At 60.5% G+C, this 18381-nt stretch carries 18 protein-coding genes; 12 read left to right on the top strand and 6 right to left on the bottom strand.

What is annotated here, in order from left to right; all coding sequences use genetic code 11:
* The first annotated feature begins 31 nt into the window (after positions 1 to 31).
* Positions 32 to 868 carry a lysophospholipid acyltransferase family protein gene (locus C7U61_RS09850; protein ID WP_106997908.1) on the top strand — a complete coding sequence of 279 codons (837 nt, stop codon included), beginning with the start codon at positions 32 to 34 and terminating at the stop codon, positions 866 to 868.
* Between the two features lie 80 nt (positions 869 to 948).
* On the opposite strand, the gene C7U61_RS09845 is transcribed toward C7U61_RS09850, so the two are convergent.
* Positions 949 to 2019: a hypothetical protein gene (locus C7U61_RS09845; RefSeq protein ID WP_106997952.1), complete on the bottom strand. Its 1071-nt coding sequence runs from the start codon at positions 2017 to 2019 to the stop codon at positions 949 to 951.
* A gap of 154 nt (positions 2020 to 2173) precedes the next feature.
* Between C7U61_RS09845 and C7U61_RS09840 the strand changes: the two genes are divergently transcribed.
* The 4 genes from C7U61_RS09840 to C7U61_RS09825 all read left to right on the top strand — a co-directional run bounded on the left by C7U61_RS09840 (position 2174) and on the right by C7U61_RS09825 (position 5135).
* Positions 2174 to 2761 carry a nitroreductase gene (locus C7U61_RS09840; RefSeq protein ID WP_106997907.1) on the top strand — a complete coding sequence of 196 codons (588 nt, stop codon included), beginning with the start codon at positions 2174 to 2176 and terminating at the stop codon, positions 2759 to 2761.
* On the top strand, positions 2761 to 3366 hold the full coding sequence (locus tag C7U61_RS09835) for a flavin reductase family protein (RefSeq protein ID WP_106997906.1): 606 nt from the start codon (positions 2761 to 2763) through the stop codon (positions 3364 to 3366). The genes C7U61_RS09840 and C7U61_RS09835 overlap by 1 nt, the downstream gene beginning before the upstream one ends.
* A gap of 112 nt (positions 3367 to 3478) precedes the next feature.
* Positions 3479 to 4633, top strand: coding sequence for a DUF2336 domain-containing protein (locus C7U61_RS09830; protein ID WP_106997905.1), 1155 nt, complete (start codon positions 3479 to 3481; stop codon positions 4631 to 4633).
* A gap of 34 nt (positions 4634 to 4667) precedes the next feature.
* The gene (locus C7U61_RS09825; RefSeq protein WP_181315828.1) at positions 4668 to 5135 is read left to right on the top strand and encodes a GNAT family N-acetyltransferase; all 468 of its coding nucleotides are present in this window, start codon (positions 4668 to 4670) and stop codon (positions 5133 to 5135) included.
* Positions 5136 to 5139: 4 nt separating this feature from the next.
* On the opposite strand, the gene C7U61_RS09820 is transcribed toward C7U61_RS09825, so the two are convergent.
* Complete coding sequence (locus C7U61_RS09820) at positions 5140 to 6318, bottom strand: AI-2E family transporter (RefSeq protein ID WP_106997904.1); 1179 nt, start codon at positions 6316 to 6318, stop codon at positions 5140 to 5142.
* A 221-nt stretch (positions 6319 to 6539) separates the two neighbouring features.
* Positions 6540 to 8603 carry a DNA topoisomerase IV subunit B gene (parE, locus tag C7U61_RS09815; protein ID WP_106997903.1) on the bottom strand — a complete coding sequence of 688 codons (2064 nt, stop codon included), beginning with the start codon at positions 8601 to 8603 and terminating at the stop codon, positions 6540 to 6542.
* Positions 8604 to 8809: 206 nt separating this feature from the next.
* Here parE and C7U61_RS09810 point away from each other — a divergent pair, with 206 nt between their 5' ends.
* From C7U61_RS09810 to C7U61_RS09795, 4 genes are all read left to right on the top strand, one after another.
* On the top strand, positions 8810 to 9706 hold the full coding sequence (locus C7U61_RS09810) for an alpha/beta fold hydrolase (protein ID WP_106997902.1): 897 nt from the start codon (positions 8810 to 8812) through the stop codon (positions 9704 to 9706).
* 137 nt (positions 9707 to 9843) lie between these two features.
* Entirely contained in the window at positions 9844 to 10614 is a 771-nt protein-coding gene (gene tpiA, locus C7U61_RS09805; RefSeq protein WP_106997901.1) for a triose-phosphate isomerase, read from the top strand.
* 113 nt (positions 10615 to 10727) lie between these two features.
* On the top strand, positions 10728 to 11246 hold the full coding sequence (gene secG, locus C7U61_RS09800) for a preprotein translocase subunit SecG (RefSeq protein WP_106997900.1): 519 nt from the start codon (positions 10728 to 10730) through the stop codon (positions 11244 to 11246).
* A 143-nt stretch (positions 11247 to 11389) separates the two neighbouring features.
* Positions 11390 to 13018: a CTP synthase gene (locus C7U61_RS09795; RefSeq protein ID WP_162703344.1), complete on the top strand. Its 1629-nt coding sequence runs from the start codon at positions 11390 to 11392 to the stop codon at positions 13016 to 13018.
* On the opposite strand, the gene ftrA is transcribed toward C7U61_RS09795, so the two are convergent.
* Positions 12981 to 14018 (bottom strand): transcriptional regulator FtrA, encoded by a 1038-nt coding sequence (gene ftrA, locus C7U61_RS09790; protein ID WP_106997899.1) that lies wholly within the window; start codon positions 14016 to 14018, stop codon positions 12981 to 12983. The genes C7U61_RS09795 and ftrA overlap by 38 nt on opposite strands.
* A 65-nt stretch (positions 14019 to 14083) precedes the next feature.
* Here ftrA and C7U61_RS09785 point away from each other — a divergent pair, with 65 nt between their 5' ends.
* Both C7U61_RS09785 and C7U61_RS09780 read left to right on the top strand, forming a co-directional pair.
* Positions 14084 to 14476: a rhodanese-like domain-containing protein gene (locus C7U61_RS09785; RefSeq protein ID WP_106997898.1), complete on the top strand. Its 393-nt coding sequence runs from the start codon at positions 14084 to 14086 to the stop codon at positions 14474 to 14476.
* 139 nt (positions 14477 to 14615) lie between these two features.
* Positions 14616 to 15665 carry a HoxN/HupN/NixA family nickel/cobalt transporter gene (locus C7U61_RS09780; RefSeq protein WP_106997897.1) on the top strand — a complete coding sequence of 350 codons (1050 nt, stop codon included), beginning with the start codon at positions 14616 to 14618 and terminating at the stop codon, positions 15663 to 15665.
* Between the two features lie 2 nt (positions 15666 to 15667).
* Here the strand turns inward: C7U61_RS09780 and C7U61_RS09775 are convergent, their stop codons facing one another.
* Positions 15668 to 16267 (bottom strand): LysE family translocator, encoded by a 600-nt coding sequence (locus C7U61_RS09775; protein WP_106997896.1) that lies wholly within the window; start codon positions 16265 to 16267, stop codon positions 15668 to 15670.
* A gap of 100 nt (positions 16268 to 16367) precedes the next feature.
* On the opposite strand from C7U61_RS09775, the gene C7U61_RS09770 reads away from it, so the two are divergent.
* On the top strand, positions 16368 to 17243 hold the full coding sequence (locus C7U61_RS09770; protein ID WP_106997895.1) for a LysR family transcriptional regulator: 876 nt from the start codon (positions 16368 to 16370) through the stop codon (positions 17241 to 17243).
* A gap of 23 nt (positions 17244 to 17266) precedes the next feature.
* Here the strand turns inward: C7U61_RS09770 and C7U61_RS09765 are convergent, their stop codons facing one another.
* Positions 17267 to 18355 (bottom strand): citrate synthase/methylcitrate synthase, encoded by a 1089-nt coding sequence (locus C7U61_RS09765; protein WP_106997894.1) that lies wholly within the window; start codon positions 18353 to 18355, stop codon positions 17267 to 17269.
* Between the last annotated feature and the right edge of the window lie 26 nt (positions 18356 to 18381).

The raw sequence follows: 18381 nt of genomic DNA, 5'->3' as shown, positions 1-18381 counted from the left end.
ACCATAGGAGCGGGGCAGCCCCGTCGCGCACTTGGAATTCAAAGAATTATCCTACGCCAACGAACGGGATACGCGGATCAAGCGCTGGTTCATCCGCTCCATCGAAGGACTTTCCGGCCGGGATCGTTACGCCCGGCTCTACGATATCTGGCGTAGCGATATTGTCGGCAAGAGCGAGCGGGTCTTCGGCAAGATGCTCGATCTGATCGATGTGCGGTTGCTCATCAAGGGCGAGTGGCCGCCGAGCCAGATTCCCGAGGCGCCGATCGTCATCGTCGCCAATCATCCCTACGGCATCGGCGATGGGATCGCGGTGCTGGCGCTGGCCGAGCAACTGGGGCGCCCCTTCAAGGTCCTGATCAACAACGAATTGCTGAAAGTGCCTGAAATGCACGATTATTCGCTGCCGGTTTCCTTCGATGAGACCAAGGAAGCGATGGCGATCAACATGAAGACCCGGCATGAGGCTGTTCGCCTGCTCAAGGAAGGCACGACGATCATCGTCTTTCCCGCCGGCGGCGTCGCAACCGCCAGAAAAGGTTTCGGCCGGGCGGAAGATCTTCCCTGGAAAATATTCCCGGCAAAGCTCATTCAGGCGGCGCGCGCCAGCGTCATTCCCATCTATTTCGAGGGACAGAACGGCCGGTTGTTCCATCTGGCAAGCCGGATCTCGATGACTTTGCGCATCTCGCTGCTGATCCGCGAATTCCGGCGCCTCTCCGGCAGCACAATAACAGCACATATCGGTGCCACCAGAAGCTGGGAGGCCCTCAGCGAGGGCAGCGACCGAAAGGATCTGCTGACGAAGCTCTATGGAGCGGTCTTCTCCATGGCGCCGCCCAGAAAGGTGCTGCGGCGCCGGGCGTAATAAGTACCGCCCCTTGTCTCCGCGAGCGGTGACGGCATGGATGTTTGCGCTAGCGGCCACAATCGCGCCCGTTTCCGCCGTCAATCCATGCTATCGCCGTCGTCTCCGCCAGCGGCAGGCGCCAATTGTTCATAGGTGGGCAGCGGCTGCTGGTTGGTCGTAGCCGGCGGCGTCTGGCTCTGGCGCATTGGCGGCATCTGGATTGGCAGCTGTCGGGCCGATTGTTCGGTATCGGCATCCTGCGGCTGCTGCTGCTTCATCAGCACCTCGACATCCGTATTCATGCCGGCGGCAACGGTAAAGTCGCGCTGATAGATCTTGTCCTTGTTGCGGGCGACGGCCGTGTAGCGGCCTTCCGCAAGCACCATGGTCGGAAATGCGCTGACGCTTTCCCCAACGATATCGCCTGCGGATGTCAGGATCGACCAGGCGGTATCGGCAATCGCCTCGCCGCCGGCGTCCGAAACCAGCTTGAAGGTGATCTTTGCCGCCCTGTGCTGGATGGTCGCTTCCGTCACCTTGCCGGCTTCCACCTGAATATCGGCGCGGATGACGGCGTTGACCTCGCCATATTCGGAGACAACGTGATAAGTGCCGGCACTGAGGCCGACCAGCGTGTTCGGTTTGACGTCGTCCATGACAAGACCGCGCTCACCGTCGTCCTTGGCTTCGCTCGAATAGATCGAGAAGCTCAGCTCGTTCGGAGGGATACGGACATCAGGCCCGGATACGGCGTTCAGGACCATGCCGCCGGCATCGAGCACCATCGTCTGCTTCTGGGTGTCGCCGCTGACTGGCACGGTCAACCGCTTGGTGACACCGGCGCGGCCGAAGGAGACGTTGACGAAGTAATCGCCGGGCAAAAGGTGAAAGGAGGCAGAGCCTCCGCGCGAGCTGGCGACCAGCGGCAGCTTGCCATCGGCCCCCGCTATCGGGCTGAAGACATACCAGGCAAGGCCCTGCTGCTGCGGGCCGCTCTGAGGCGTGAGCTTCGCTTCGAGGGAAACGTCGCGCAACGTCCGCGCGGCCGAATTCTCGCCATTCGGTGCCACGAAGGCGTTGAGCTTCGGCATCTTTACGCTGCCGTCAAGCTGCTTGAATTCCTTGAAGGCATCTTGCGCCGAGACGGCGGTGCTCATGCTCGCAAGCATCGCGAAAATCGCGCTCAATCGGCGAGCGGATGAAATGCCTGACATGGATACCAACCGATTGACTTCCGATAAAACACACGCCACTTCAAAACCAATGCGGTGGCAAATTCAAGACCTACATCCTACCACAAGCCCAAATGAAGGCAGTTCCTCAATGAAAAGCGATATCAAGCTGGTCGATTATCTCGCGGTGCGCCGATCCATTCCCGCGTTCCAAATGTCGGAGCCGGGGCCGGACAAGGCTGAAATCGAAGAGATTCTCCGGTTGGCGTCACGTGTGCCGGATCACGGCAAGCTCGCACCCTGGCGTTTCATCGTCTATCGCGGCGGCGAACGTGTCCGCATCGGTGAAGAGTTGCTGAAGCTTGCGCTGCAGGCCAAGCCTGACCTGTCGGAGGAGATGATCCAGGTCGAGCGCACCCGCTTCACCCGTGCCCCGGTGGTCATCGCGGTCGTGAGCAAGGCAGCGCCGCATTTCAAGATCCCGGAATGGGAACAGCTGATGTCGGCGGGTGCGCTTTGCATGAATCTGCTGATCGCGGCCAATGCCCATGGCTGGGTCTCCAATTGGCTGACCGAATGGTTCGCCTTCGACGAGCGCGCCCATCCGCTGCTCGGCGTCCAGCCGGGCGAGAAGGTGGCCGGCTTCATCCATATCGGTTCGACAAGCTTCCCGCCGGTCGAACGCCCGCGCCCGGAACTATCGGAAACAGTGACTTGGATCGGCGGCGAGGACGCGTGATGTTCTATACGACGGACACCAATCGCCACGGTTTGGCACATGATCCTTTCAAGGCAATCGTCGCGCCACGGCCGATCGGCTGGATCGGCAGCAAGGGCAGGGACAGTTCGCTGAACCTCTCGCCCTATTCCTTTTTCAATGCCGTCAGCGATCGGCCGAAGCTAGTGATGTTTTCGTCCGCCGGCAGAAAGGACAGCGTGCGCAATGTCGAGGAAACCGGCGTCTTTACCGCCAATCTCGTCAGCCGCCATATCGTGGAGAAGATGAACCATTCTTCGATTGCCGTTCCCTACGGCGTTAACGAATTCGAACTAGCCGGGCTGACCGCCCGGTCTGGCGAGTTGGTCGATGCCCCCTATGTCGCCGAAGCCTTTGCCGTGCTCGAATGCCGCGTGACTGAAATCCTGCAGCCCAAGGGTCTCGATGGAGAGACATCGGAAAATATCATGGTCATCGGCCAGGTCGTCGGGATCCATATCGATGAGACGATTATTCACGAGGGCCGGCTGGACATGGCGCTGGCGCGTCCCGTCGCGCGCATGGGCTACATGGATTATAGCGAGGGCAGCGAGGTCTTCGAGATGATGAGGCCAAAGGCGCCTTGAAGGCGCCGCCATGCCCGACAGCCGAGAGGTTAACAAGCAAGGTAAACGTCCCGTAAACCTTTGCCGGATAAGGTGAACCCTAGGAATTTGCGGGGCAAGAATCGCCCCGCCGATATCGGGGCGTTACGTGATCATAGAAGCATTCCTTCGCTGGGCTGAAACCGCCAAGGCAGAAAGCAGAACCCGGGCGGCCAATGCGCTCGGCAGGGCCTATCTGCAATCGGAGATGCCTGGGGAAGAACGTGCAGCCGCCGAAATGGCGATGACCTACCTGCTTGATGATCCGTCTCCCCGCGTGCGGCTGGCACTTGCCGAAGCGGTCGCGCATTCGGCCGGTGCCCCGAGGAACGTCATTCTATCTCTAGCCGAGGATCAGCCTGAAATCGCCGGACAAATCATTCTTTTTTCGCCCGTGTTCACCGATGCCGATCTCGTCGATCTCGCATTAAGGGGCAGCGAAATCACGCGGTTGCTGATCGCGTCGCGCGGGGAGGTGCCGCGTGCCGTCTGCGCCGCACTTGCCGAGATCGGCGGAGAGGCCGAAATTCTGTGTCTGCTCGAGAACGACGGTGCCTTGCTTTCGCAGGCTTCGCTCAAACGCATAGCCGAGCGCATGGGCGATTGCGCCGACATACGCGGATTGCTTCTTTCCCGCGATATCTTGTCTTCCGACATTAGACACCTGCTGATGCGCAAGGTCAGCGAGGCGCTTTCCGGATCGCCTCTCGTCCAGAGTTTTGTCGACAGCTCCAGGCTACAGCAGGTCACGCGCGAGGCGACGGAATCCGCAACGGTCGCCATTGCAGGAACGGCCGAGCACGAGCAATTGCCTGATCTGGTCGAGCATCTAAGGCGGAGCGGCTGGCTGACGCCGGCATTCCTGATGCACGCGCTCTGCTCCGGCAGGGTCGATTTCTTTACCTGCGCGATCACCAATCTTTCCGGATGCGAGGAGCGGCGCGTACGCTCGATCGTTTCCAGGGGGCGCGTCCATGCCCTGCGGGCACTCTACGAAAGCGCCGGACTGCCTAGCGATATCAGCACGATCTTCGTCGAGGCGACGATGATCCGGCGCGAATCCTCCCGCGGGAACGGTACGGCGATGCTCCAAGACGTTTCTTCGCGGCTGATGCGCAAGTTCCGCCTCACGGGTCCAGGCCCCGCCGCCGCAACACAGCTCCTCGACATGGTCGAGAAGCTAGCCAATGCCGAGCGGCGGCAGACCGCGCGCAGCTTCGCCGCGCTGGCGACGCTAGCAGCCGCGTGATACCCAGCAGGCGCTCTATCCTCGGAGGTTCATCTTGTCATTGACGATTGCCATCGAATCCCCGCGTCAGCAGGGCGTTATCCGCCTTCTCGACATGTCGAGCGCCTATGCGGAATCGCTCTATCCGGCAGAGAGCAACCATATGCTCGATCTGTCTTCGCTGGAGAAGGCGGAGGTGACCTTCTGGGTCGCCAGGGTGGAGGAGGTGATCGTCGGATGTTGCGCCCTGGTGGAAGCCGGTGACGGCACGGCGGAGATCAAGCGCATGTTCGTCGATCCGGCCGCCAGGGGCCAAAGCGTCGCACGCAGGCTCATGGAAACGCTCGAGGCGGCGGCGCTCGAAAAAGGCCTTTCCACGGTGCGGCTGGAAACCGGCATATATCAACCGGAAGCGATCGGCCTCTACCGGAAATTCGGCTATCTCGAAATTCCGCCTTTCGGCAGCTATCAGCCGGATCCGTTGAGCCTGTTTATGGAAAAACGGCTGAAACAAACCAGCTGAGCGATCAGCCCTCGGCGGCGTCCCGAACATGCAACTGTAGCTCGGGTTCCTGCGCCTGTTGTTCCTCGATCAATTCGGCTTCGCGAATCCATTCGCGCCAGATGGCGACGATGATAGCCATCAGTACAGGGCCGATGAAGAGCCCGAGGAAGCCCATGGTCTTCACGCCCCCCACCAGGCCGAAAAAGGTTGGAAGGAAGGGCAGCTTGATCGGACCGCCGACAAGCTTCGGACGAAGCGTCTTATCGACAATGAAAAGCTCGATCGTACCCCAGAGAAAGAGGGCGATGCCGGCCCAGAGCGAGCCGCTGGCGACGAGATAGATCGAGACAAGCGACATCGAAAGCGGCGCGCCGCCCGGGACAAGGGCCATGACGCCGGTGAGAACGCCGAGGGTGATTGCAGAAGGAGCGCCGGCAATCCAATAGGCTACGCCGAGAACGATGCCTTCACCGATGGCGATCAGCGTCATGCCCATGACGGTAGAGCTGATCGTCGCCGGCACGACACGGGAAATCCGTTCCCAGCGATTGGGAAGGATACGCTCGCCGAGCAGATCGACCTGACGAACGAAGGTCGAGCCGTCGCGATAAATGAAGAACAGGGCGATCAGCATGAAGAGCAAGGTCAACACGACGTGGAAGGCGCCACCGCCGGCTGCAAGCACTGCCCTGTAGATATTGCCGATATGAGCGCCGCTTACGAGCTGTGCCAGTTCACCGAGCGAGCCCGGACTGCCGACATATTGCGTCCACTGTTCGCCGAGCCAGGAACCGACGACCGGCAACGCCAAAATCCATTGCGGCGGCGGCGCTCCGTCACGGTTCACATGGATCGCCCAGCCGAACCAATCGCGTACTTCTCCGGCCATATAAAGAGCGGAAAGGACGATCGGCAGCACCAGAAAGGTCACGATGAATGCAATTGCGATGGTGGCGGCAACCGTCGTATTGCCGCCAGTGCGGCGAACGATATCGCTGTAGAGCGGCCAGGTGGCAAAGCCGATCACCGCGGCGGCCAGAACCGGAACGAGAAAGCCGTAAAAGAAATAAATACCGGCAACGGCAATCAGAATCAGCAGCCAGCGCGCCGCGGAAATGGATGGGATCAAAGGCATGCGCGCATGCGCGCTCGGCCCCAGCCACCGATGCTCTCTCGGCTTATGACGTTCAAATACACCCACCGGACTTACTTCACCCCTCTGCACTAGATCATCCGGTTATGGGGTATGATCTTGGCCGTTTCAAGAGCAACGGCTCCATGCTTCTTATTCAGCCGTCATGACAATAGCACGACTATCCTGCAAGCCGTAGTGAAGCTGTCGGAGAGGATGACGAGTCATCCTGACCGCAAAAGACTGAATTTTCCGCGTGGGATTGAAACCGTTATAGGCGGCTGGCCGCCTCAGATATCCAGATCCTCGGCAAAGGCAGCGCGCTCCTGAATGAAGCGGAAGCGAGCGTCGGCCTTGGTGCCCATCAGATTGTCGACGGCATCCCGCGTGCCTTCGAAATCCACTTCGTCGATCTCGACGCGCAGCAGTGTGCGCTTGGCCGGGTCCATCGTCGTTTCCTTGAGCTGAGCAGGCAGCATTTCCCCCAGACCTTTGAAGCGGCTGATCTCGACCTTGCCTTTGCCCTTGAATTCCGTTGCCATCAGTTCCTGCCGATGGGCATCGTCGCGGGCATAGATCGATTTCGAACCCTGGGTAATCTTGTAGAGGGGCGGGACGGCCAGGAACAGATGGCCCTGGCGTATCAGCTCAGGCATCTCCTGATAGAAGAAGGTGATCAGCAGCGATGCGATGTGCGCGCCGTCGACGTCGGCATCGGTCATGACGACAATGCGCTGATAACGGAGATCTTCCTCGCGATATTTCGTGCGCGTGCCGCAGCCAAGCGCCTGGACGAGATCGGCGATCTGCTGGTTGGCGGAAAGCTTCTCGCGGCCGGCGCTGGCGACGTTCAGGATCTTGCCGCGCAGCGGCAGGATCGCCTGGTTCGTTCGGTTTCGCGCCTGCTTGGCCGAACCGCCTGCCGAATCGCCCTCGACAAGGAAGAGTTCGGCGCCTTCGGCAGCACTCTGGGAGCAATCCGCCAGCTTGCCGGGCAGCCGCAGCTTGCGCACGGCGGTCTTGCGATTGACTTCCTTTTCCTTGCGGCGGCGCATGCGCTCTTCCGAGCGCTCGATCACCCATTCCAGCAGCTTTTCGGCTTCGGCCGGGTTGTCGGCAAGATAATGGTCGAAGGGATCGCGCAGCGCGTTTTCGACGATGCGCTGAGCCTCGACCGTCGCGAGCTTGTCCTTCGTCTGGCCGACGAATTCGGGCTCACGGATGAAGATCGACAGCATGCCGACGCCCGAAATCATCACGTCGTCCGTCGTGATATTGGCCGCACGTTTGTTTTGGGTGAGATCGGCGTAGTTCTTCAGCCCCTTGGTCAAGGCGATGCGGAGGCCCGCCTCATGCGTGCCGCCTTCCGGGGTCGGAATCGTATTGCAATAGGAATGAATCTGCGGGTCGCCGCCATACCAGGTGATCGCCCATTCGAGCGAGCCGTGACCGCTTTCCTTCTCCGACTTGCCGGCAAAGATCTCGCGGGTAACGGTGAACTCGTTGCCCATCGTCGCCTTGAGATAGTCCTTTAGGCCGCCCGGAAAATGAAAGACCGCCTTTTCCGGAACATCGGCGCCTTCGGGTGCCAGCTCGGGATCGCAGCTCCAGCGGATTTCGACGCCGCCGAACAGATAAGCTTTGGAACGAGCCATGCGGAAGACGCGCGCAGGATCGAAGCGGGCGTGCTCGCCGAATATCTGCGGATCGGGATGGAAGCGGACGCGGGTGCCGCGCCGGTTATGCACATCGCCCAGTTCTTCCAGGCCGCCGACCGGCAGGCCACGCGAGAAGCGCTGGCGATAGAGCTTGCGGTTGCGGGCGACCTCGACTTCCAGATCATCCGACAGCGCGTTGACGACGGACACGCCAACGCCATGCAGACCGCCCGAGGTCTCATAAGCCTTGCCGTCGAATTTGCCGCCGGCGTGCAGCTTGGTCATGATGACTTCGAGCGTCGATTTGTCGGGCACCTGCGGGTGGTTTTCCACGGGAATGCCGCGGCCGTTATCGGTGACGGTGAGATAACCGTCCCGATCGAGATAGACTTCGATGAAATTGGCGTGGCCGGCCACGGCCTCATCCATGGAGTTGTCGATGACTTCGGCGAAAAGGTGATGCAACGCCTTCTCGTCCGTGCCGCCGATATACATCCCGGGACGCATACGCACGGGCTCCAGCCCTTCGAGAACACGGATGGAACTCGCGCCATATTCTTCCGACGACTGCGTCGTCGCAGCCGGGCGCTGTGCGGGGACAGGAGCCGGCTTTTCTGTCTTTGCGGCCGGCTTTTCCGCCGCGGCCGATTTCGGCGAACGGGGGAGGCCGGAGAAGAGATCGTTGCTATTGTCCATAGAATTTCAAGCTGCTCAGATTTGTTCTGGTGGGGCCAGACCCCTCTTATTATCGCATTTGTCGCCGGTATTCGCGAATCATCGTGATTCTGCCAGAAACGGCACACAAGAGCGATGGGTGCCCGACGACGGCGCCGATTATTAAGAGATTTGCGTTGCCGGGTGAAGAATGGCAAGCCCGATGGCCGATCGGAGGAAGTATCCGCATGCCAATGTCCACAGCTCATTTGCCCATCCTGTCCGCAATCTCGGGGATTTTGCTTCTGTCGGCTGCCTCTGGAGCCTCCGCCGAAATGCTCAAGCCCTTCAAGGATGAGCTGTTTTCCAGCCAGACGGTCATCGAAAGCCATGATAACGGCGCCTTCCAGACGATCGATTACCAGGAGATGAGGGATATCAACGGCCGCGACCAGATTCCGGAAAAGCGCGTCAAGCCTGCCTATATCGATACCGGCGTGCGCTGGAAGGCGCAGGAGGACGAAACGCTTGAGATCGGCGGCCGCAAGGTCGATGTCACCCGCATAGGCCCGGCATCGAAGCAGGCCTTTACCGTGATCTTCATCCACGGTCGCGGCGGCGACCGCCGGCTCGGCTCCAACGACTATACGTTCGGCGGCAATTTCAACCGGCTGAAGAACCTGGCTTACAGGAACGGCGGCACCTATTATGCCCCCAGCGTCCGAGGTTTCGATAGCAACGGCGTTGCCGATATCGCCGCGCTCATCCGTTATTCCTACGAGCAATCCGGCGGCAAGCCCGTCATACTCACCTGCGCTTCCATGGGGAGCTTCATCTGCTGGGGCATCACCCGCGACGCCGAAAGCGTCAAGCGGCTGAAGGGCATGGCGATCCTGAGCGGCGTCACCGATCCGGATTTCACAAAGAGCGCCTTCTATAAGGCAAAGCTGCCCCTCTGGTTCACCCATGGCAGCAAGGACCCCGTCTATGCCGCGGCAGACCAGCAGGCGTTGTTCGAAAAACTCTACAAGGCGCATTATCCCACGCGCTTTACGCTTTTCGAAACCGGAAACCACGGAACCCCTGTGCGCATGACCGATTGGCGCAAGGTGCTAAACTGGCTCGTTGATCCGCGGGCGTCGTGAAACACATTGCGCAATTCGATTTATTTTCCGGATAAGCTTTTTTCAAACGATTTGAACCGGTTTCGGCCGTGTTCGCTAACTTTCCTTTGCCCCGCCTTTTTGTTAGTCCGATGGATGAAATAGGGGGAGAAATCGGAATGACGAAGACCATACGGCCGCTTTTGGCCGGGAACTGGAAGATGAACGGCACGCGCGCCAGCCTGGACCAGATCAAGGCGATCGCTGATGGCGTCAAGGCGCCGCTCTCGGAAAAAATCGACACGCTGCTGTGCCCCCCGGCCACATTGCTCTATGTGGCGACGGCGCTTTGCGACGACAGCCCTCTCGCCATCGGCGCCCAGGATTGCCATCAGCAGGTCAGCGGCGCCTATACGGGCGATATTTCGGCCGAAATGATTGCCGACTGCTTCGGCACCCATGTCATCGTCGGCCATTCCGAGCGTCGTAGAAATCATGCCGAAAGCGATATGCTCGTGCGCGCCAAAGCGCAGGCCGCCCACGATGCCGGGCTGATCGCCATCATCTGCATCGGCGAGACCGCCTATGAGCGCAATAGCGGCCAGACGCTCGACGTTTTGAAACGGGAGTTGATCGGCTCCGTTCCCGATGGTGCGACCGCGGCAACGACCGTGATTGCTTACGAGCCTGTCTGGGCGATCGGCACCGGCGTGGTTCCAACCAGCGAAGATGTCGAGGAAGCTCATGCTTTCATGCGCGCGGAGCTTATCGAACGCTTCGGCAAGGAAGGCGCGAACATGCGAATTCTTTACGGCGGATCCGTCAGCGGCGCGAATGCACGCAGTCTTCTCGACATTCCGCATGTCAACGGCGTGCTCGTCGGCGGACAGAGCTTGAAAGCGGTCGACTTCCTTGCCATTTATGCCGCATTCGAACGGCAGTTCGCCTGAAGCAACAACTTGCCCGGAGTTCCAGCCTTAAAAGGGCTTGGAATAGGCGAGAGCCTCATGTAAAGAGCCGCGAGCTTTTATTTTTGATGCCCGCACCGGGCAGGACTGGATCTATGCAAACCGTACTGCTTGTCATCTATCTCATGGTTGTCGTCGCCCTTATCGGCGTGGTGCTGATTCAGCGCTCCGAAGGTGGCGGCCTTGGCATCGGCGGCGGATCGGGCTTCATGTCTGCGCGCGGTACGGCCAACGCGCTGACGCGCACCACGGCCATTCTGGCCACGCTGTTTTTCGCGCTTGCGCTCGGCATGAACGTGCTGTCCCGCTTCGAAGCGCGCCCGACCGACATTCTCAACCGCATTCCGAGCACGGCGGGTCAGGGCAACGGCATTCTCGATTCGCTTGGCGGCCAGAAGGGCGCTTCTCCGGCAACCACCCAGCCGAAGCCTGCCGACAATAGCGGCGTTCCGAACAGTGGCGCCGTTGCTCCGCAATCGCAGGCAACCCCGCCGGCAACGACGAATCAGGCAGCACCTGCGCAGCAGGCGCCGGCCGCGACCGGTCAGCAGACCGCGCCGGCGGCAACCGCTCCCGCGCCAGCCGACAACGGCGGCGTCCCGACCGGTAAGTAATTCCGGTCGCCGAAGATCATCCCCGGCAGGTCCTCGGATCTGCCGGTTTTGTTTTGTCCATATTCCGCGTTCTATAGCCAAAATTCCGGAAACGAATTTTAGGGCTAGCGGAATCATTTGTGAAAAGGTATCCGGTGACTCCCATGGCGCGATATGTATTCATCACTGGCGGCGTGGTTTCTTCCCTCGGAAAAGGAATTGCGGCTGCGGCTCTCGGAGCGTTGTTGCAGGCTCGTGGTTATCGAGTCCGCCTGCGCAAACTCGACCCCTATCTGAACGTGGATCCGGGCACCATGAGCCCGACCCAGCACGGCGAGGTCTTCGTCACTGACGACGGTGCGGAAACCGACCTCGATCTCGGCCATTATGAGCGCTTCACCGGCCGCTCGGCCACCAAGACCGATAACATCACCACCGGTCGCATCTACAAGAACATCATCGACAAGGAACGCCGCGGCGATTATCTGGGCGCGACTGTTCAGGTCATTCCGCACGTCACCAACGAGATCAAGGATTTCATCACCGAAGGCAATGACGACTATGATTTCGTCATCTGTGAGATCGGCGGCACGGTCGGCGACATCGAAGCCATGCCCTTCATGGAAGCGATCCGCCAGCTCGGCAACGACCTGCCGCGCGGTACGGCAGTCTACGTTCACCTGACGCTGATGCCCTATATTCCGGCTGCCGGCGAGCTGAAGACCAAGCCGACGCAGCATTCGGTCAAGGAACTGCAGGCGCTCGGTATTCATCCCGACATTCTGCTCGTCCGTGCGGACCGGGAAATTCCCGAAGCCGAACGCCGCAAGCTTTCGCTGTTCTGCAATGTGCGGGAATCTGCCGTCATTCAGGCACTTGATGTCGCCAACATCTACGACGTGCCGATGGCCTATCATAAGGAAGGCCTCGACAATGAAGTTCTGGCCGCCTTCGGCATCGAGCCGGCTCCGAAGCCGCGTCTCGAGCAATGGGAAGAGGTCTGCAATCGGATCCGCACGCCGGAAGGCGAGGTGACCATCGCCATCGTCGGCAAGTATACCGGACTCAAGGATGCCTATAAGTCGCTGATCGAAGCGCTGCATCACGGCGGCATTGCCAACCGGGTCAAGGTCAAGCTGGAATGGATCGAGTCCGAGGTCTTCGAAAAGGAAGATCCGGCACCGTATCTCGAGAAGGTTCACGGCATTCTCGTGCCCGGCGGTTTCGGCGAACGCGGTTCGGAAGGCAAGATCCTGGCAGCCCGTTTCGCGCGCGAGCGCAAGGTGCCGTATTTCGGCATCTGCTTCGGCATGCAGATGGCCGTCATCGAAGCGGCCCGCAATCTGGCCGGTGTCGAACATGCCTCATCGACCGAATTTGGGCCCACCAAGGAGCCAGTCGTCGGTCTGATGACCGAATGGCTGAAGGGCAATGAGCTGCAGAAGCGCACGGCATCCGGTGATCTCGGCGGTACGATGCGCCTCGGCGCCTACAAGGCGGCCTTAAAGAAGGGCACCAAAATCTCGGAGATCTATGGCTCGACCGATATTTCGGAGCGCCATCGTCACCGTTACGAGGTCAATGTCGATTACAAGGACAGGCTGGAAGACTGCGGCTTGACCTTCTCCGGCATGTCACCCGACGGTGTCCTGCCCGAGACGATCGAATATGCGGACCATCCGTGGTTCATCGGCGTCCAATATCATCCGGAACTGAAGTCCCGTCCGCTGGAACCGCATCCGCTGTTCTCGAGCTTCATCGAAGCGGCGACGGAACAGAGCCGTCTGGTTTAAGAATAGCAAATCGCTTGCGGTAGTCGCTCGGGCTCACCGCAAGCCTCTCCCGAAAATGATGGCGCATGGTGGCGAGCGATCCAAAACCACTCGCCAGCGCCACATCGTCAAGCGAAATGGCGGTCTGCTTTTCCAGCAGATCACGCGCACGCCGCAGCCGTTCACTGAGCAACCATTCGCCGGGTGCCATGCCGGTGGTGGCCTCGAAACGGCGCTGGAAGGTTCGCACGCTCATTCCGGCCCGCGCTGCCAGCGCGGCAATGGGCTGATCTTCCTGCAAACGCTCGCGCATCCATTCAAGTAAAGGCCCCAGGCGCGCGCCTTCGCGCTGTCTCAGAACCGGGGTCTCGATATATTGTGCCTGACCGCCTTCGCGATGCGGCGGCACCACGAGACGACGCGCGACGCTGTTGGCGACATCGGCTCCAAAATCGCGGCGCACGACATGCAGGCAGAGATCGATCGCAGCCGCACTGCCGGCGGCGGTCAGCACCTTATCTTCATCGACATAGAGAACATCTGCATCCACTGATATATCCGGATAGCGCGCCGCAATGGACTCGACGTAGCGCCAATGCGTGGTCGCCTTGCGGCCGGCGAGCAATCCCGCAGCGGCAAGGACGGCCACGCCCGAGCAAAGCGACATGATGCGAACGCCGCGACGGCTGGCCGCCTGCAGATCGATGATCAGCCGGGCAGGGACCGGCGTCCCGATGCCGCGCCAGCCAGGCACGACGATCAGGTCGGCATCGGCAATGACTTCCAGCCCGTGATCCACCTCCACGGTCAACCCGCCGGCGGCGCGAAGCGGGCCATCCTCGATGGCGCAGGCGGAAAACCTGTACCAGTCGTCGCCCATTTCCGGGCGAGGCAAGCCGAAGATTTCGTAGGCGACGCCGAATTCGAAGGTGCACAGCCCGTCATAGACGAGGGCGACAACGTGCGGGCCGCGGAGATCGGGATTAGCTGAGTTTGGCATGATATTGACGCTATATGGCATTTCGGCCAATTTCAACCACGGGATGGCTCAGGCATGAATGCACCGAACCAAAGAAGGAGCGTTCCATGTCGCTAGTCAGTGAAACCCCCGCCGCAGATCCCAGTCGCGTCGCCGAGCACTATGCCAGAAGGCTCGGCTTCGAAACCGATTGCTCAGACGTCCACCAATCCATGACATCAGACAATGTCGATTTCGTCCTGCTCGATGTCCGTGGCCCGGCCATGTTCCAGGAGAAGCATATTCCGGGTGCGATCAACCTGCCGCACGGGAAGATGACGGCGCGAAAAATGGCAGAATGGCCTGACGATACACTCTTCGTCGTCTATTGCGCCGGGCCGCATTGCAATGGCACCGACAAGGCGGCTTGGCGCCTGGGCACGCTCGGCAAGCGCGTGAAGGTGATGATCGGTGGCATGACCGGCTGGGCCGATGAGGGTTATCCATTCGAAAAGAGCTGAGCGCGAGGGCAGAGCTGGCCTATACCTGGCCTGCCCATTTTTCCGACACTGCGAAAAACTTCGGCATCTACGTCATTCGACTATCGCGCCGCTTTCGTTTCCGTGACACTGTGCGAGTAAGCATAACGGGAACAAAAGTATGATACTCAATTCATTTGACGATCGCGCCGAAAGGCCCGGGGCGAAGATCGCCTTCACCTTCGCGCTGCTGATCGCTTTCAATATTGCCGCTTGGACCTGGGCCTCGGTCGCCTTTGCAGACCGCCCGTCTTTGCTTGGTATTGCGCTTCTTGCCTATATGTTCGGCCTACGCCACGCCTTCGGTGCCGATCACATTGCCGCCATCGATAATGTGGTGCGCAAGCTCATTCAGGAAAAGAAGCAGCCCTATGCGGTTGGCTTCTTCTTCTCGCTCGGTCATTCCTCGATCGTCGTGATCGCCTCGATCCTGATTGCCGCGACCGCGGCCGCCATGCAGAACCGGCTCGATTCCTTCCACGATGTCGGCAGCGTCATCGGGACGACGGTTTCTGCGGCCTTTCTGCTGCTGATCGGCATCGCCAATCTCTTCGCACTGCAGGGCGTTTGGTCGGCCTTCAGAAGGGCGCAGAGGGGTGAAAGGATCGCGGAAGAGGAGCTCGATACATTGCTTGCCGGGGGCGGCTTGCTGGCGCGTGTCTTCCGTCCGATATTCAAGGTCGTGACCCGCTCCTGGCATATGTATCCGATCGGCTTCCTTTTCGGCCTCGGCTTCGACACCGCCACGGAGATTGGGCTTCTCGGCATTTCGGCGGCTCAGGCCCCACAGGGCATGTCTTTCTGGATCATCCTTGTTTTCCCGGCGCTGTTCACGGCCGGCATGTCGCTAATGGATACGCTCGACAGTACGCTGATGACGGGAGCCTATGGCTGGGCCTTCGTCAAGCCGGTGCGCAAGCTCTGGTACAATCTGACCATCACCGCGGCGTCGGTCGTCGTCGCCGTCTTTGTCGGCGGCATCGAGGCTTTGGGGCTCATCGCCGACAAGCTCGGCCTCGAAGGTGCCTTCTGGAGCTTCGTCGGTGAACTCAATGACAATCTTGCCAATTTCGGCTTCGCCGTTGTCGGCATATTCCTGCTGAGCTGGCTGGTTTCGACGGTGCTCTATAAAACCAAGGGATATGACAGCCTGCAGATCGAGCATTCCTAAGGTCAATCCCGCCACATCGGAATGATCGAGAGCACAAGAAGGCAGGCTAGCATGAGATTGAGGACGCGCCACTGCCATGGCGCGTTCAGCAGACGGGCAAACAGTTGACCTAGAGCGCACCACAATGCCAGTGAAAGCGCCGCCATCACGCAGAAGGTTAGGCCGAGCAGCATAGCCAGCGTCAGCGGACTATCTGCGAGTGCAGCGAAGGACGCAGCCGCGCCCATCGTCATGGCCCAGCCCTTGGGATTGTGCCAGAGCATCCAGACGCCGGCGATGAAGCCTGTCGGTCTCGCCATCTGCCCCGCTCCACGCGGCTGACCGCTTCTGCCGATCCGAACGGCAAGCCAGATCAAATAGAGGGAGCCCAGCGTCTTCATGGCGATTTGCAACATCGGCAAGGCCATCAAAACACCACCCAGCCCGGCAGCCGCCGCACCGGCCATCGAGCCCAGGCCGAAGGCAAAGCCGCCGATGACCGGTATGGACCGGCGAAAACCGAAATTGGCACCGGATGCTGTCGCAAGCGTGGTCGCACCGCCCGGCGTTATGGTGGAAACCAATGCAAAGAGGATCAGCGGCAGCAGGGATTCTATCGTCATGTCCAGCCTTTCTCCGTATGGAGGAAAGGGCATAGAGAGCGTTCGCGCATCAAGAAATCGAATATTGAAGGTTTAATGCATTAGCATTTATAATGATGAGATGATCCGAAACTTCGATATTGCCCTCATCAGAACCTTCGCCGCGGTTGCCGACCAAGGCAGCATGACCATTGCCGCCAATATGCTGCATATGACGCAGGGCGCCGTCAGCCAGCAGATCAAGCGGCTGGAGGATATGCTCGGCTGCACTCTGTTCGAGCGTGACAGGCGCGGATTGCGGCTGACCGAAGCCGGCGAACGGCTACGAGGCAATGCCCGCCGCTTACTGACGTTGAATGACGAGATCTGGGACGACATGACGGAAAGGACGATCCGCGGCAGGGTCCGGCTTGGCGTTCCCTACGATCTTGTCGGAGCAACCCTGGCGCCCGTGCTCAAATCCTATGCCGAGCGCCATTCGCAAGTCGAGATTTCGCTGGTCTGTGCGTCCTCGCCGGAGCTGCTGGAAGAGCTGGGGAAGGGAACCATAGATCTCTGTGTGGCGGAGGAGCCCTACGGCACGTCGCAGGGCGAATGCCTTGCCGTCGAGCGGCTCGTCTGGGTCGGTGCGAAATCCGGCAGTGCCCATCGCAAGGTGCCGCTGCCGATCTCGATGGTCGCCGACACCTGTGCTTTCCGGTCGTCCGTCTTTGCGGCCCTCAGCAAGAATGGGCTGCGCTGGCGGACGGTCTTTGAGAACGGCAATATCGAGGCGACCACGGCGACGGTGCGCACGGATCTGGCTGTCACTGCCTGGCTCGCTTCGACCGTTCCGGCCGATCTCGATATCCTCACCGTCGAGCAGGGCCTTCCCGAACTGCCGGTCTTTGCAATCAACCTGCATTTGCCGAAGAGTGGCGCGGCGCCACAGGCGCTGGAACTGGCCCGCCATATCCGCGAGGGCATGATGCGGCCGCGCCAATCGGCGGCCGCCTGAGTTCCGTCTTTTGGCAGATCCTTCTATGCCGCCTTCGGCAGCGGACCGACATAGCGCGACTGCGGGCGGATCAGATGTCCATCGAGCGTCTGCTCGCGGGCGTGGGCGATCCAGCCGACCGTGCGGCCGATCGCGAAAACGCCGGTGAAGGAGCTGCGCGGGAAGCCGAGGGCGTCGAGCAGCAGGGCGGTGTAGTATTCGACATTGACATCCAACGGCCGATCCGGCTTGCGCTCCTTCAGCAACGCCAGCGCCGCAGACTCGATCGCTTCCGCCAGGGCAATGCGCCCGGGATCCGCCTGTCGGCTGGCAAAGATCGGCTCAAGCGCCGTCTTCAGGGCATCGGCGCGCGGATCGCGGACACGGTAGATGCGATGGCCGAAACCCATCAGCCGCTCGCCACGATCGAGCGCGTCAGACAACCATGCGCGCGCATTTTCCGGTTTGCCGACACCGTCAAACATATCGAGGACAGGGCCGGGGGCGCCGCCGTGCAGAGGGCCTTTGAGGGCGCTGATTGCTGCAAGCACGGAGGAGGTCAGGCCAGCCTGGGTGGAGGCGATGACGCGGGAGGCGAATGTGGATGCGTTCAAGCCGTGATCGGAAATCGTGACCAGATAGGCATCGAGGCCTGCCGTCTGCTCTGCCGTCGGCGCCCGGCCCGTCAGCATGCGCAGGATATCACCGGCCTGGGACAAGGATGGATCCGGCTTGATCGGCGCGTCGCTCTTCTGCAGCCGTAAGACCGCGGGCAGGAAAACGGCCGGTGCCGCCATCAGGCGGATCGCGGTGGCGAAATCCTCACCGTCAGCAACGCGCGCCAGCAAGGCCCGCACGGCATCCACCGGCGGCAGCGAGAGCAGGGCGGCATCGGCCGCTTCTACATGCGCAAAAAGCGCAACCCGAGCCGCGCCGAGCCGTGTTCGTATGGAAGCTGCGTCGATATGTTCATCAAACAGGCCATCCAGCAGCAGCGCCGCAACATCCTCGAAGCGGCTGGTCGCCACCAGCTCATCGAGCGACACGCCGCGGATGATCAGCCGACCAGCAGCGCCGTCGACGTCGGACAGCTTGGTTTCCGCGGCAATGACATCTTCAAGACCACTCTTCATTTCGGTTCTCCTTTGACTATCCGACT

The organism is Rhizobium sp. JAB6, assembly GCF_003024605.1.
GTDB lineage: Bacteria > Pseudomonadota > Alphaproteobacteria > Rhizobiales > Rhizobiaceae > Rhizobium.
The sequence above is the reverse complement of the archived record's forward strand: the minus strand, read 5'-3'. Positions and strand labels throughout refer to the sequence as shown.